The organism is Thermus kawarayensis JCM 12314 (genome assembly GCF_055393575.1).
This window is the reverse complement of the sequence record NZ_AP043757.1, coordinates 137003-150206: the sequence shown is the minus strand read 5'-3', so window position 1 is coordinate 150206 and position 13204 is coordinate 137003. Positions and strand designations below refer to the sequence as shown.

Annotated in this window: 13 protein-coding genes and 1 pseudogene; 5 read left to right on the top strand and 9 right to left on the bottom strand. The window is 68.7% G+C overall.

Features of this window, described 5'->3' with window-relative positions:
* Positions 1-235: 235 nt before the first annotated feature.
* Together ACZ5RK_RS12005 and ACZ5RK_RS12000 are read right to left on the bottom strand one after the other, a co-directional pair.
* The gene (locus ACZ5RK_RS12005) at positions 236-868 is read right to left on the bottom strand and encodes an anti-sigma factor (RefSeq protein ID WP_464910216.1); all 633 of its coding nucleotides are present in this window, start codon (positions 866-868) and stop codon (positions 236-238) included.
* The gene (locus ACZ5RK_RS12000) at positions 865-1383 is read right to left on the bottom strand and encodes a sigma-70 family RNA polymerase sigma factor (protein WP_054647863.1); all 519 of its coding nucleotides are present in this window, start codon (positions 1381-1383) and stop codon (positions 865-867) included. Before ACZ5RK_RS12000 ends, ACZ5RK_RS12005 begins: the two co-directional genes overlap by 4 nt.
* A gap of 196 nt (positions 1384-1579) precedes the next feature.
* Here ACZ5RK_RS12000 and ACZ5RK_RS11995 point away from each other — a divergent pair, with 196 nt between their 5' ends.
* A complete protein-coding gene (locus ACZ5RK_RS11995) occupies positions 1580-1693 on the top strand; it encodes a response regulator transcription factor (RefSeq protein WP_464910215.1) in 114 nt (37 codons plus the stop codon).
* 41 nt (positions 1694-1734) lie between these two features.
* The gene (locus tag ACZ5RK_RS11990; RefSeq protein ID WP_054647865.1) at positions 1735-1935 is read left to right on the top strand and encodes a Sec-independent protein translocase subunit TatA/TatB; all 201 of its coding nucleotides are present in this window, start codon (positions 1735-1737) and stop codon (positions 1933-1935) included.
* Positions 1936-1938: 3 nt separating this feature from the next.
* On the opposite strand, the gene ACZ5RK_RS11985 is transcribed toward ACZ5RK_RS11990, so the two are convergent.
* Together ACZ5RK_RS11985 and ACZ5RK_RS11980 are read right to left on the bottom strand one after the other, a co-directional pair.
* A complete protein-coding gene (locus tag ACZ5RK_RS11985) occupies positions 1939-3096 on the bottom strand; it encodes a DUF1501 domain-containing protein (RefSeq protein ID WP_464910214.1) in 1158 nt (385 codons plus the stop codon).
* A 9-nt stretch (positions 3097-3105) separates the two neighbouring features.
* Complete coding sequence (locus ACZ5RK_RS11980) at positions 3106-4227, bottom strand: DUF1800 domain-containing protein (RefSeq protein ID WP_464910213.1); 1122 nt, start codon at positions 4225-4227, stop codon at positions 3106-3108.
* A 151-nt stretch (positions 4228-4378) separates the two neighbouring features.
* Between ACZ5RK_RS11980 and ACZ5RK_RS11975 the strand changes: the two genes are divergently transcribed.
* Complete coding sequence (locus tag ACZ5RK_RS11975) at positions 4379-4624, top strand: hypothetical protein (RefSeq protein ID WP_464910212.1); 246 nt, start codon at positions 4379-4381, stop codon at positions 4622-4624.
* Positions 4625-4640: 16 nt separating this feature from the next.
* On the opposite strand, the gene ACZ5RK_RS11970 is transcribed toward ACZ5RK_RS11975, so the two are convergent.
* Entirely contained in the window at positions 4641-6869 is a 2229-nt protein-coding gene (locus ACZ5RK_RS11970; RefSeq protein WP_464910211.1) for a COG1470 family protein, read from the bottom strand.
* Between the two features lie 110 nt (positions 6870-6979).
* Here ACZ5RK_RS11970 and ACZ5RK_RS11965 point away from each other — a divergent pair.
* Positions 6980-7235: pseudogene (locus ACZ5RK_RS11965) on the top strand (IS701 family transposase); the annotation flags it as partial.
* 30 nt (positions 7236-7265) lie between these two features.
* Here the strand turns inward: ACZ5RK_RS11965 and ACZ5RK_RS11960 are convergent.
* On the bottom strand, positions 7266-7712 hold the full coding sequence (locus tag ACZ5RK_RS11960; RefSeq protein WP_464910210.1) for a type II toxin-antitoxin system VapC family toxin: 447 nt from the start codon (positions 7710-7712) through the stop codon (positions 7266-7268).
* Entirely contained in the window at positions 7709-7999 is a 291-nt protein-coding gene (locus ACZ5RK_RS11955; RefSeq protein ID WP_464910209.1) for a CopG family transcriptional regulator, read from the bottom strand. Before ACZ5RK_RS11955 ends, ACZ5RK_RS11960 begins: the two co-directional genes overlap by 4 nt.
* A gap of 109 nt (positions 8000-8108) precedes the next feature.
* Here ACZ5RK_RS11955 and ACZ5RK_RS11950 point away from each other — a divergent pair, with 109 nt between their 5' ends.
* Positions 8109-8822, top strand: coding sequence for a hypothetical protein (locus tag ACZ5RK_RS11950; RefSeq protein ID WP_464910208.1), 714 nt, complete (start codon positions 8109-8111; stop codon positions 8820-8822).
* Positions 8823-8879: 57 nt separating this feature from the next.
* Here the strand turns inward: ACZ5RK_RS11950 and ACZ5RK_RS11945 are convergent, their stop codons facing one another.
* On the bottom strand, positions 8880-12737 hold the full coding sequence (locus tag ACZ5RK_RS11945) for a choice-of-anchor U domain-containing protein (protein WP_464910207.1): 3858 nt from the start codon (positions 12735-12737) through the stop codon (positions 8880-8882).
* Complete coding sequence (locus tag ACZ5RK_RS11940; RefSeq protein WP_464910318.1) at positions 12724-13005, bottom strand: transposase family protein; 282 nt, start codon at positions 13003-13005, stop codon at positions 12724-12726. The genes ACZ5RK_RS11945 and ACZ5RK_RS11940 overlap by 14 nt, the downstream gene beginning before the upstream one ends.
* Positions 13006-13204: the final 199 nt, after the last annotated feature.

Below are 13204 nucleotides of genomic sequence, written 5' to 3'. Positions count from 1 at the left end.
ATCCGGCTCATGGGCCGCACCCGGGCCTCCTGGCTCCATCCCCGCTCGGCCCAGTGCCCGAGGGTCTTTCCCGCCTCCAGGCGGTGCGGGCGGCCCCGGAGCCCGGGGTCCGAGGGGAGGTTCTTGGAAACCTGGTAGAGGCCTTCCTGGCCCAGGAGGGGCAGACCGCTTTCTTTAGGTCTGAGGCGATGAGTCCCGCTTCCCATCCCTTCATGGCCACCTTTCTTCCCAGGGCCTAGAGCTGCGCCCGGCCCACCGAGGGGGTGGTGGGGGCGGGGCTGCCCCCTGGGGGCTCCACCGAGACCCCCACCAGGCTCCCCTCGGGCAGGGGGCCTACCTCCAGGAGGGGGGTGGGGGAGAGGCCGAGGCTCTTCCGGCCCCCGTCCTGGATGAGCCAGGCCTGGTAGACCCGGCCCGGGGGCGGGGGGGACTTGAGGAGGAGCAGAACCTCCCCTTTGGCGGTGCGCAGGGCCCAGCCCGTCTGGCGGCCCGTGGGGGAGAGGAGGGGCATGAGCCGGGCCCCGGGCTCGGCCGCCAGGGCGAGGAACCGCCTCTCGGCGAGCGCCCTCTGCCAGGTTCGGAGCCCAAAGGACCCCAGGAGGGCCAGGAGGAGGGCGGCAAGCCCCAGGGCCAGAACCCGTCTGCGCGCCCAATGGGGCCTCGGGCGGAGGCGCTCCCTTAGCTCCGCCTCCCAGGAGGGGGGCACGGGGGCCTCGGGGGCCAGGGCGCTCAGGGTTTCCAGGTGGGTGCGGTAGGCGGCGCGGCAGGAGGGGCAGCGCTTCAGGTGGGCCAAAACCCCCCTCCTCTCCCCCTCGGGCAGGAGGTCCAGGGCCAGGCGCACCAGGTCGTCCGGATCCGGGTGGGTCATTTGAGCTTCTCCTCCAGCTTGGCCAAAGCGCGGCGGAGCCGGCTCTTCACGGTGCCGAGGAGCCAGCCCAAGAGCACGGCCAGCTCGCTGTGGGAATAGCCCTGGTAGTAGGCCAACTCCAGGAGCTTCCGGTCCTCGGGCGAAAGGGCCTTCAGGGCCTGGGTTACCCGGAGCCGGTCCAGGTGATCGTCCCCGCCCACGCGCTCCTCCGCCCCGTCCTCCTGGAGGAGGGCGAGGGGCTCCATGGCCTTGAGGCGCTTCAAGGCCAGCCTGTGGGCGATGGTGAGGATCCAGGTGACGGGTCGGCCCAGGGCGGGGTCGAAGCGCTCCGCCTTGTTCCAGATGCGCAAGAAAGTTTCCTGCACCACGTCCTTGGCCTCGTGCCCGTCCCGGAGGATGCGCCGGGCGAGCCCGTGGACCCTCGGGGCGTAGCGGCGGTAGAGGGCGAGGAGGGCCTCCTCGTCCCCCAGGGCCACCCGGCGCAGTAGGTGGATCTCCTCTTCTTCCTCGCCCATCCCTCTAGGCTATACCTCCGGGCGGGAGCTTCTGGATCACTCCACACCCCGCACCTGGGCTCCGGCGGGGGGGTGGTGCGGGCGGCCTTGGGGGGATCCCCAGGGCTTCCTCCTGGCCGTGCGGGCCGCCGCCCTAGGCACCGCCCACCTGGACCCTCCGGTGGCCTGGCTCATCCTCGGGGAGATGGCCTAGGCCTTGGGGATCAGCCCCAGCACGGTCAAGGGCCACGTGGAAAGCCTTCTGGAGAAGCTGGGGACCAGGGACCGGACTGAGGCCGCGGTCAAGGCCCTGAGGAACCGCCTCATCTAGGGCTTCAGCCTCCCTTCAGGTTGCCCGGGCAGACTCAGGGCATGATCGATAGCCCGGCCCAGCTCATCGCTATCCTGGTGGTGGCCCTCCTCCTCTTCGGCCCCCGGAAGCTCCCCGAGCTCGCCCGGGGCCTAGGCCAGTCCGTGCGGGAGTTCAAGCGGAGCGTGGAGGGGGTGGTGGAGGAGGTCAAGGAGGAGGCCAAGCCCCCGGAGGCCAAAGCGGAAGAGCCCAAGAAGGGCTAGGCCCTAGACCAGGGGGATGGGGGCCGGACCCGGGCCCAGGATGGAGGCGGGCTCGAGGCCCAGGAAGCGGAGTGCGGCCCCGTAGACACTGCGGAAGTCCAGCTGGAAGCGGAGGTCTCCCTCGTCCAGGTCCTCGAGGTCGGGCTCGGAGCCCAAGACCCCGCCCCGCACCGGCCCCAGGGCGAACATCAGCCCTCCCTTGCCGTGGTCGGTGCCGTAGGAGGCGTTCTCCTGAGCCCGCCGCCCGAACTCGGAGAAGCCCAGGACCAAGACCTCCCGCTCCCTTCCCAGGAGGCGCATCTCCTGGTGGAAGGCGGCAAGCCCCTGGGCCAGGAGGCCGAGGAGCTCCTCGTGCCGCTTGGGCTGGTCGGCGTGGGTGTCAAAGCTCCCCAAGGAGACGTAGAAGACCCGGGTGGGTAGCTCGGCGGCGATCATGCGGGCCACGTCGGCCAGGGCCCTGCCGAAGGGGTGGTTGGGGTAGTCCACCCGGTTTTTCACCCCCCGGGCCCGCCCCACCTGGGCCAGGGTGGCCTTGAGCCTCAGGAAGGCCTGGCGCACCTCCTCCGCCTCCCCCTGCCTGGGGCGGAGGAGGGCCTCCTCCCAGCGGGTGCGCAAGGGAGGGGGGAGCCTGAGCTCAAAGCCCTCCAGGCTCTCCACACTGGGGGCCAGGGCCTGGCTCCCGGTGAGGGCTAAGGGGGTGCTGGCCCCCAGGTAGGTTTCGCACAGGGGGTCCGCCCCCTGGTCCAAAAGCCGCCCGAGCCAGCCCGAGGAGGCCTTCCGCTCGGGATCGGCGGTGTGCCAGACCGCCATGGAGACGAAGTGGCTCCGGCTGGGGTTCGGGTAGCCCACCTGGGGAAGGAGGGCCAGGGCCCCCGCCTCGTAGAGGGGCATGAGGGGCCTAAGGGCGGGGTGCAGGCCCAGACGCCCGTCCAGGTCCAGCACCTCCCGGGCGGGCACCGCAAGCCTCGGCCTCAGGCGGTAGTAGAGCTCCTGCCGGTAGGGCACCAGGGTGTTGAGTTGGTCGTTCCCCCCGGAGAGCTGGACCACCACCAGGATCTTCCCCCCGGCCCCCGCCGCCAGGGCGGTGCGCCAGAAAAGGGTTGGGGCCTGGCTCAGGGCAAGGCCCAAGAGGCCGCTTTTGACGAACTCGCGCCGATCCACACTCACCTCCTAAAGGAGCTGGGCCTCGGGGCGGACGAGGGCCTCGAGGCCTTCCCCTTCCGCGAAGACGAAGAGGTCCAGGGGCCCTTTCAGGCCCGCCGCCAGATTTAGCCGGACGAGGAGGGCGGTGTCCCCGAGCCAGGCCCGGCCCCCCTCCCAGCCCTTGACGCTTGGGGGGTTGAAGGGGGCCTGCCCCATGGCGGGAAGGGCCCGGATCCAGGCCCTGGGCACCTCCCGCAAGGAGGCGGCGTAGGCCAGGCCCACCACGTGCTCCACGGGGCTCCTCACCAAGCGGCCCCGCGCCCGGTAGAAGGCCTCCTGCTGGAAGAGGTAGGCGAGGGCCTCCCGGAAGCCCATCCCCTTGAGGATCCGCGCCACCTCGGCCTCGAGGGCGGGCTCGGGGTCGGGGGCGTGGTAGAAGGCGAGGAGCCTGCGGGCGAGGCGCTCGTAGGTGGCGGGGTGGTCGGTCAGGATCTCCAGGACCTCCTCCCCGCTCTCCACCTCCCTCCCCAGGAAGCCCTTCCTGCCCGGGTCGTGCCAGGCCGGGCGGAAGAGGAAGCGGGGCTTCCCCGCTTTGAGGGCCTTCTCGTCCACGGAGTAGCCGGTGAAGGCGCGGGCGGCGGCCATCACGTCCTCCTCCCCGTACTGGCCCACCCCCAGGGTGAAGAGCTCCAGAAGCTCCCGGGCCCAGTTCTCGTTGGGGTGCTCCTTGCGGCTTTGGGCGTTGTCCAGGTAGAGAAGCATGGCGGGGTCGCGGGCCACGGCGAAGAGGAGGTCCCGGAAGGAGCCGTAGGCGAGGGCGCGGAAGGTCTGGTTCTGCAGGGCCATGGCCTGGGGGGAGCGCACCTTCCTTAGCTCGCTGGTGAAGTGGCCGTGGAGGAAGAGGACGAGCCTTTCCGCGGCCGGGGTGGGGGTGGTGAGCCAGTGGTTCAGCCACCAGGCGGTGAGGGGCTCCCAGGCCTCCCCGGGCTTCTCCGGGAGCTCGGGGTCGGGGGGGAGGGCGGGCGGGGCGAGGAGCCGCTCCACCGCCCCCTTGAGCCCCAGCTCGGCCAAGGCCTCCGCCTCCTCCTTCCGGCCCCGGGCGGCGGCCCGGCGCAGGAGGTGGGCGGCCTCGAGGGGGGTGAACTCCATGCTCGCCTCCTTGCCAGGGAAGCCTAAGCCCGCAGGCTAAAGGGAACAAGGGGCCTTTCCTTAAGCGGAGCTTAAGGCCAACCCCTCGGTGGATAGGACCCCTCTGGGCCAGACGCCGATGATGTGGAATGACCCCATCCAGAGGGCCGAGATGAAGAAGCCCAAGGCGGTATCTCCGCAAAGGCCAACGCACGCCCTCGGCGCGACCCCGGGAGCCCTGGGGATCAAGGGGGAGAAGGGCCTCGTGGAACTCGCCCGCATCTACAACGGGAACATGTTTGGCCTCCGGCCCAGGCAGCCGCCCCAACGCGGCGACCTAGGGGTCCCGCCCGTGGCTTCTGCCTCCCTCTTCATCATCACCTCTTTTCTTGGCCCCGGCACGTTACGCCGGACTTAACCGCCGGGGCGAAAGCTTAGCGGTAGCGGGCGAGGAAAGCACCCCCAGCCACATAAACCCGGCCTTGCCCGTCCTTAAGGACGAAGAAGGCATCTCCTGGGATCACCGCGTGTGCCTTTTCTAAAGGACCGGAAAATGGCCCATAAAGTACCAGCCCATACCCTACAATCCCTACTACCCTTCCATCCGGCAGAAACAGCATGTTAGGTAAGTACCTATCAGATTCTTCAGGAAAGACTGTGGTAAGCGTGCCGTTCTCCCGGTCAGCAATCACCACCCCTGTCGTAAAAGGACAGATGCTACAGCCCTGCATCGCGTGGAAATAAAGGTATGTGTTTCCTATGTCAAAGCCAGCAGCACTGTACTGGAAAGCCGGACCTTCCCCAGAATTCGAAGACCAGAAGAGGTACGAACCCCGTCCCCCCCATCTTGGGTCCCAAGATCTCTGGTCTGGAGGGTTGCCCAACCTATGGGGTGGGTATAGCCAGTCCTTTGCCAGGGTTTCACCGTCCAGACGGGCCAAACCGGGGTATCCAGCAGCAATATACCACTTCCCATCTGGTTCCCAATACCAAGCATATCCTCCGGCGGAGAAAGCCACATAGAGCTTACCCTCTACGAGGCGAAGGGCTGCCACAGAGGAGTATCCGTAGAAACAGTATGGGTCGGTGTCTTCGGCCACATCCTGGGGCTGTGGGTCAAAAATAGCCACGAGCTGAGGCACTCCGCCCGATAAGCGGTATTTGGCCACACGCATCCTGTAAACACCGGACCGATCCCTTTCAGCACAGGCCCGGCTAACCCAGCGCACGCCCCCGGCGTACATAGTGTCACCTTCCACAGATAAGGCGGTAACAAACTCAAACTCTCCAGAAAGGTCGTAGAGAGCATGTGGGCTTCCGTCTGGGCCAAGAACCTGGACTATTGCCCTCTCACTATTTCCAGAGCGCTGTGTCCCCGCCAAGAAGACCCGGCCATCCCCAGCCACGGTCACATCATGCAGACCCCCGTTGAACACCGAACTTGCGTCATGAATGAAACGTAAACTTCCAGTCTCTCCGTCCAGACAGTAAAGACGTTTGCGGTTTGTGATTGCGCAAAGAAGGTCAGATGATTGGGCAATATCCGCAATGTACTCTTCCGAAAGGCTATAAACCCATATAGGGAAGAAACAATACTCGGTGAGTTGGAAGAAGGGCACCACCGGGTTGTTGGGCCGGGACCGGAGCCCCACGGGCTGATCCCCCATGAGGACGCGGATCCTTATTTGCCATGGAGTACCTTCTATACCTTCCGGGTAGGGCGGCTGGGAAAGGACCAGGGTGGCCTGGTTCCCGCTCACCTGCATCTCCCCGGCGTCCTGCCACGGCCCGAAGTCCTGCGCTCCCTTGGGCTTAAGGGCGTACTGGAGGCGCAGAGGCGCAGTAGGCGTGCCCTCCAGGGTGCCGGTGAAGGTCGGGCTGGAAGGACAACGCCATAGGTCATGTTCCAGCACCATAACCAGGCTGGGGGACGGGGCGGTGACCGTGAGGGTGAGGTCCGCCTCCCGGGTGAGGCTACCCGAGGTCCCCCGCACCCTCAGGCGGTAGGTGCCCGTGGGGATAGTGGTGGAGGCGCTGAGGGTGAGAGTCTGGGTCACGGGGTTCGCCCCCGAGACCTGGAGGCTCTGGGGGGAGAGGGAAAGCCCCTGGGGCACCCCCTCCTGCCCCGCCGCCAGGGAGAGGCTGACCGTCCCCGTGAAGCCGTTCTGGGGGGTGAGGGTGAGGGTGGTGGTGCCGCTGGACCCCTGTTCTACCGTGAGGCTCGCGGGGTCCAGGGAGAGGGCGAAGTCGGGCGGGGGAGGGGGAGCGGTAACGGTGAGGGCGAGGTCCCTCTCCGCCGTCCTGTCCCCGTAGGCGGCCCTGAGCTTCAGGCTGTGGGTCCCCGTGGGGGCGTCCTGCGTCACCTGGACCTGGAGGGTCTCCTGCACCTGCCCCCCCTTGGGCACGTTCAGGCTCTTGCTGGTAGGGGACAGGCTGAGCCAGGAGGGGGGCTGGCCGTTCTCCGTGACGCTCAGGGAGACCTGCCCCTGGAAGCCGTTCTGCGAGGTGAAGGTGAGGGTGAGGGTGACGCTCTGCCCCTGGGCCACCGTGGGCCTGTCCGGGCTCACCGCCGAGAGGGTGAGGTCCTGGGGAGGTGCCCCCCCGCCGCAGGCCGCGAGGAGGAGGGCGAGGCCCGCCAAAAGCCAAGGCCGCTTGCCGCTCATGCGCCGCCTCCTTTCCGGGACCCCTGGGGTCCCTACCTCCATCCTCCCCAGGGGGGCTTACAAAAACCTTAACGGGGGAGGTGGGGGGTTTCCTCGGTTTCCCCTCTGGCGATGCCTGGTACGCGGCGCGGCGGGTCCTGGAGTGGCTCCATGCCCAGGGCTGGCCACAAGCTACGCCTACGGCGTGACTTTGTCACGAGGCTCAGGTCTAACCGTGTGCTGGATGGTATCCAGCTGCGGAGGCATGGGGGTACCCGTTGGGTGAAGGCGGGGAGGCTAAGGGGCCTAACCTTTGCCATGGGGGTGCTCAAGCGCGGGGGGAAGTTTTACGGGACGGATCGGGAGGGGTGGTGGAACTCCGGGTTGGCACCTAGCCTCTCACGAACCCGCCTCCGGTCACACCCGCTTCACCGCCAGCCCCTCGGCCTCCCCCGCCCGCGCCTGCTCCTCGTCCGCCGTCCAGAAGGGAAGCTCCTGCGGCTCTACCCCTGCCACCCGGGCCACCACCAGGGCGGTGGCCAGGTGCAGGGCGTCGTAGGCCCGGAGCTTGTGGCGCAGGAGGAGCCGCTTGGCCTCCCGGAGAACCGGGGGCTTCGGGGGAACCAGGCGGTACTGCAGGGCGGCGTGAGCCTCCAGGGCCTCCACGGCCAGGCGCACCTCCTCCGGGGTGAGGACCCCTTGCCTCTCCTTGATGCGGAAGGCGGACATGGCCTCCACCACCGCCAGGGAGCTTGTGAGCACCGCCCCCACCCGGCCGAAGAGGGCGCTCACCTCCTCCGCCCCCGGCTCCTTCGGATCGTAGCGCTTCACCAGGGCCGAGGTGTCCAGGTAGGGAGGGATCACCGCCCCTCCCGGTCCGCCAGGACCGCCTCGGAGAGGCCGAGCCTGCGCCCGGCCACCCGCTCCAGGTAGCGGCGGTAGGCCTCCTCCATCCGGGCCGGGGTCACGGCCCGGTGGGGGACCTCCAGGAGGCCTTCTTCCGCCAGGGCCAGGAGCAGGGGGGCCTCCTCCTCCGGGAGGAGGTCCAGGGCCAGGCGGAGGACCTCCGCCTCGGTGCGCCCCGTGGTGCGGGCCAGGCGTTTGAGCTTGGCCTCCTCCTCGGGGGTGAGGTAGACTTGCTTGCGGAGCATACGTCGTGATTATACATCAACCCTCTGGCTTAATGCCCTAGAGGGCTTGCGGGCCCTTCGGGAGAAGGACCAAGTCTTCGGCGCCGAGGCCTGACGCTATTGTGGTCCCATGCGGGTTTTGCTCTACGAGGGCCTCGAGGTGCCTCCCCATCTCCAAGCCCGCGTGGAGCGGGTGCTGGAGGCCCTGCGCTCCGGACACCTGGCCCAGGCGGAGCTGAAAAAACTCACGCCTACCCCCTATTTCCGTGCCAAGCTCAGCGACAAGGACCGCCTCCTCCTCAAGCCGGTGCGGGTGGGGGGAGAAGGGGCGTGGCTGGTCCTGGAGGTCATCCCCAACCACGCCTACCACCGCTCCCGCTTCCTGCGGGGGGCGGAGGTGCGGGAGGAGGACCTGCCCTCCCCGGAGGCCCTCCTCGCCCAGGCGGAGGCCGTGCGCCACCTGGACCTCAGGGCGCCCCGCTTCCACCTCCTGGACAAGCCCCTCACCTTTGACCAGGCGCAGGAGGCGGTCCTGAAGGCCCCCCTTCCCCTCCTCCTCCTGGGGCCTGCGGGCTCGGGCAAGACCGCCCTGGTGCTGGAAAAGCTCCGGCAACAGGCGGGGCAGGTCCTCTACGCCACCTTGAGCCCCTTCCTGGCCCGGGAGGCCCGCCGCCTCTACTTCGCCCACGGCTACGAGAACCCCTACCAGGAGGCCGACTTCCTCTCCTTCCGCGAGTTCCTGGAAACCCTGGAGGTGCCCCGGGGCCGGGAGGTGGCCTTCAGGGACTTCCTCCGCTTCTTCACCCCCCGGGCCCGGCCCCCATCCCCCCGGTCTAGGGCCTAGCCCTTCTTGGGCTCTTCCGCCTTGGCCCCCTCCCGCCCCTCGGCGCTCCTCGCCCCCCTAGCGGGGGAAGCGGAGGACGCGGACCCCTAGCCCATCGGAGAGCTCCACCTCGAACTCCCCTCCCGGGGGAAGCCCCTCCAAGGAGAACCTGCTCTCCCCGCCCCTGTGCCAGAGGCCCAAGGGGGTGCGCTCCCCGTCCGGGGCCACGTAGACGAGGGAGAGGAAGGGGTAGCCCGTCCACCTGACGAGGAGGGAGCCCGCCTCCTCCCGGAGGGACACCTGGGGCTCGGCCAGGGGGGTGAGCCCCCGCGCCCTCTCCGCCAGGACCCTTCCGCCCTCCCTCAGGGTCACCCGGCTCCAGCTTCCCAGGGGCACCTTGGCCTGGAAGTGGAGGGCGCCCAGGGAGTCCTCCAGGACGAAAACCTGGTACTCCCTCCCGTCCACTTCCAGGCGGTAGGGGGAAGGGCGGCCTTCGGGGGAGGCCGCGCTCCTCAGGGGCGGGTTGAGGACCGCCCGGTCCCCGAGGAGGTACCCGGAGAAGAGGAGGCCTTCCTCCTGGGGGAGGGACTGGGGCGAGGGGGGGTTGTTCTCCAGGAAAGACTGGGCGCCCTCGTAAGTGTAGTCGGAAACCCACTGCGGGCCGCAGTAGCTCATGAGGTCGTAGCGTTGGCCCGGGTCTTTCAGGGTCCCGTCGGCCAGGTCATAGCCCCAGGTGCCGATCTTCCCGTCCGGGTAGGGGTAGTTCGGGTCCCCGCTCACACCGCAAGGGGCGTGGTCCCGCCCGAAGTTGTGCCCGAGCTCGTGGGCCATCACCGCCGGAGCGCTTTGGGGGTAGTCCCAGCCTACGGCCACGGGGAAACCGATGTAGCCGATCCCGGCGATGCCGGAGGTGTAGCTTACCTTTACGAACCCGTAGTAGTAACGCCCGCTCCCGTCCGCTTGGCGCAGGAGGCGGAGTTCGTTGAGGAGCTGGCCCCAGGCGCTGGCGTCCTGGCTTGAGAGGGTGCCGGAGAAGGTGTAGGGGGCCCGGGTGGTGTAGGGGGTTTCCTTTAAGGGCCAGACACGCCAGAGGGTCTGGCTGAAGCCGGGTACGGAGGGCGTCTGCCCCTGGTGCACCACGGGGACCACGGTGAGGTGGAGGGTGGTTCCCTGGCCCACGGGGGGGGTCAGGGTGAGGGCGTTGTCGCCCTCGTCCGTTTCCGCCACCTGGTCGTTGGGGTCGGCCTGGAGTTCCACCCGAAGCCCGGGGGCCACCCAGGAGCCGGGCAGGGTGGCGTTGCAGGTGGTGGCGAGGTCCCCGGGGACGGTACCCGTGGGGACGGGGTTGGGGCAGGTGAAGGCCAGGTTGCCCTGGAGGGTGCTTCCCAGGTAGACCGCCCCCGAAAGGGCCTGCGTCAGGGAAATGGGGCTGGGTCCGGCCACCAGATGGACCCGCAGGAGGACGGGCTTACCCGCCACCAGGCGGAGGGTTTCCTTCAGGACCGTCTGCCCCCATTCGGCCTTGGCGATGCGGAGGTTGAGGCTGGTGGGCGGGGCGGTGACGGTGAGGGTGAGGTTGGCCTCCCGGATGAGGCTTCCTGCGGTGCCCCGCACCTTGAGGTTGTAGGTGCCTGGGGACAAGGAAGGGGAGGCAACGAGCTCCAGCATGGGCGCCGAGGGCACAGGGGTACTGGAGGGGGAGAGGCTTACCCCGGGAAAGGGATTGCCGCTTCCGTCCACCAAGGAGAGGTTCACCTGCCCCGCGTAGTTTCCCGTGACCGAGAGGCGCACATAGGCCGTGCCTCCCGGAGCGATGGAAAGGGAGGAGCTTTCCAGGATCAGGGAGAAGTCCCCGGTCTGGGAGGCCACTACCTGCAGGGCGAGGTCGGTCTCCCGGGTGAGGTTCCCCGAGGTGCCCCGCACCCTGAGGGCGTAGGTCCCGGGGTTGACGCCGGCGCCTACGCTCACCGTGAGGGTCTGGGCCACGGGACCGGAGCCGGAAACGGCTACGCTGGTGGGCGAGAGGGCGACCCCGCTGGGGGCACCCACCAAGCTGAGGTTCACCGTCCCCGTGAAGCCGTTCCGGGGCGTGAGGGTGAGGGTGGTCTGGCCCTGTCCTCCTTGCTGCACCGTGAGGCTCGCGGGGGAGAGAGAGAGGGCGAAGGAGGGGGGCGGGGTCACCGTCAGGTTCAGGTCGGTCTCCCGGGTGAGGTTCCCCGAGGTGCCCCGTACCCTGAGGGCGTAGGTCCCGGGGTTGACGCCGGCGCCTACGCTCACCGTGAGGGTCTGGGCCACGGGACCGGAGCCGGAAACGGCTACGCTGGTGGGCGAGAGGGCGACCCCGCTGGGGGCACCCACCAAGCTGAGGTTCACCGTCCCCGTGAAGCCGTTCCGGGGCGTGAGGGTGAGGGTGGTCTGGCCCTGTCCTCCTTGCTGCACCGTGAGGCTCGCGGGGGAGAGAGAGAGGGCGAAGGAGGGGGGCGGGGTCACCGTCAGGTTCAGGTCGGTCTCCCGGGTGAGGTTCCCCGAGGTGCCCCGTACCCTAAGGGCGTAGGTCCCGGGGTTGACGCCGGTGCCCACGCTCACCGTGAGGGTCTGGGTGACAGGATTGGGGCCGGAGACATCCACGCTCACGGGCGTGAAGCCGATCCCGGAAACGGGGTTGCCGCTCCCGTCCACCAGGGAGAGGCTGACCTGCCCCGTGAAGCCGTTCTGCGGGGTGAGGGTGAGGGCGATGGTGCCGCTAGTCCCCTGCTGGACCATGAGGCTCGTGGGGGTGAGCGAGAGGGTGAAGCCTGGCGGTGGAGGCGGAGTGGTGACAGTGAGGGCGAGGTCCGTCTCCCTGGTGAGGCTCCCCGAAACTCCCCGCACCTTCAGGCGGTAGGTGCCAGGGGGCACCTCTCGGCCCACGCCCAGAGTGACGGTCACGTCCACGCTTCCCTCCGCCTGGAGGCGGATGGGGGAAGGGGGGGCGGTGTCCATGCCCAGGCCTTGGGGCACAGGGTCTTGGCCGTCCGCCAGGCTCAGGGCGACCTGGCCCTGGAAGCCGTTTTGGGAGACCAAGGTCAGCTGGAAGGTGCCCGTGCCCCCCTGGGGAACGGGGAGGACGGTCGGGTTAGGGCCGGAGAGGGTGAAGGTGGGGGCCGGGGCGAGGAGGACCACCGGGTCTTCCACTTGGCCGTTCCGCCGCCCGTCGGCATCCAGGGGCCCACCGTCCTCCACCTGGTAGGTGGCCGTGTTGCCGGATACTTGGGCCCCGGGAACCTCCTGCCAAGTTCCGTTCAGGTGCTTCCTCAGGACCGCCCCTGGGGGGACGGGGCCGGGGAAGGTCAGGGTCACCGTGAGCCTGCCGCCCTGGGGTACCTGCGCCGTGAAGGCGATGGCCCCGTAGGGTGCCTGGAAGTCTTGAGGCGGGGCCACGCTCTGGGAGGTGGGGTCCCGTGCAAAGGTGCCTTCCTGCAGCGCCAGCCTCACCTGCCCCCCGGGGGTTTCCACGGTGGCCGTATCGCCCCCGCCAGGGGGGGCGTTCACCGTCACGGTGAGATCCGCCTCCCCGGTGAGGCTCCCCGAAACTCCCCGCACCTTCAGGCGGTAGGTGCCCGTGGGCGTGGCGGGGGAGGCCGCGAGGGTGAGGGTCTGGCTCACCGGGTTGGAGCCCGTGACCTGGAGGCTCGTGGGGGAGAGGGAGAGCCCCTGGGGCACCCCGTCCTGACCCGCTACGAGGGAGAGAGAAACGGTGCCCTGGAAGCCGTTCCGGGGCGTGAGGGTGAGGGTGGTCTGGCCCTGGGCCCCCTGCTGGACCGTCAGGCTCGTGGGGGAGAGGGAGAGGAGGAAAGTCCTCGGTGCTGGGGTGTTGGAGCCAAGGTTGTTGCAGGCCACGAAGGGGGCGGCCAGGAAGGCCAGCAAGAACGAGCTAAAGAACTTACCCTTTCCCATACGAGAGTATTGTGACAACTCCCCGTTCCGAAGAACGGTGCTTCTCGGGCCTCACGGAGCGGCTCTCGCCGTCCCCGTTCCCGAAGGCTCCGACAAGGTAGCCCCTACGGGGCTGACCCGAGCCCTCGCCAGGACGTTCAGTGCGGCGGCCACATCTCTGTGTAGAAGCGTTCCACATGTGGGAACAAGTGTACACCCGTATCCGGAGGGGGTGCTTCTGTCTGTGGCCGCACACCGGGCAAACCTGGCTCGTGTGCCCGGGGTCCACTTCCACGACCCGCCCACCAGCTAAAACGCTACCGCTTACGCGGTTAGCTTCCGCTTTGCAGGCGAGGATAGGCACATGCACATGATACCACAAAACGACCGCCCACCGTGCTGTGCGCTCTTTCGGAGCGCGTGGGGGAGCCAAGCTCCCTTCGGTCGCATGTAGCTTCGCTGACCCATGTATCCCTGCTCTGAAGAGG

Coding starts and splice junctions, on each gene's coding strand:
- ACZ5RK_RS11990 (WP_054647865.1), top strand. CDS start 1,735: ATGATCGATAGCCCGGCCCAGCTCATCGCTATCCTGGTGGTGGCCCTC.
- ACZ5RK_RS12005 (WP_464910216.1), bottom strand. CDS start 868: ATGACCCACCCGGATCCGGACGACCTGGTGCGCCTGGCCCTGGACCTC.
- ACZ5RK_RS11955 (WP_464910209.1), bottom strand. CDS start 7,999: ATGCTCCGCAAGCAAGTCTACCTCACCCCCGAGGAGGAGGCCAAGCTC.
- ACZ5RK_RS11980 (WP_464910213.1), bottom strand. CDS start 4,227: ATGGAGTTCACCCCCCTCGAGGCCGCCCACCTCCTGCGCCGGGCCGCC.
- ACZ5RK_RS11945 (WP_464910207.1), bottom strand. CDS start 12,737: ATGGGAAAGGGTAAGTTCTTTAGCTCGTTCTTGCTGGCCTTCCTGGCC.
- ACZ5RK_RS12000 (WP_054647863.1), bottom strand. CDS start 1,383: ATGGGCGAGGAAGAAGAGGAGATCCACCTACTGCGCCGGGTGGCCCTG.
- ACZ5RK_RS11970 (WP_464910211.1), bottom strand. CDS start 6,869: ATGAGCGGCAAGCGGCCTTGGCTTTTGGCGGGCCTCGCCCTCCTCCTC.
- ACZ5RK_RS11975 (WP_464910212.1), top strand. CDS start 4,379: ATGAAGAAGCCCAAGGCGGTATCTCCGCAAAGGCCAACGCACGCCCTC.
- ACZ5RK_RS11950 (WP_464910208.1), top strand. CDS start 8,109: ATGCGGGTTTTGCTCTACGAGGGCCTCGAGGTGCCTCCCCATCTCCAA.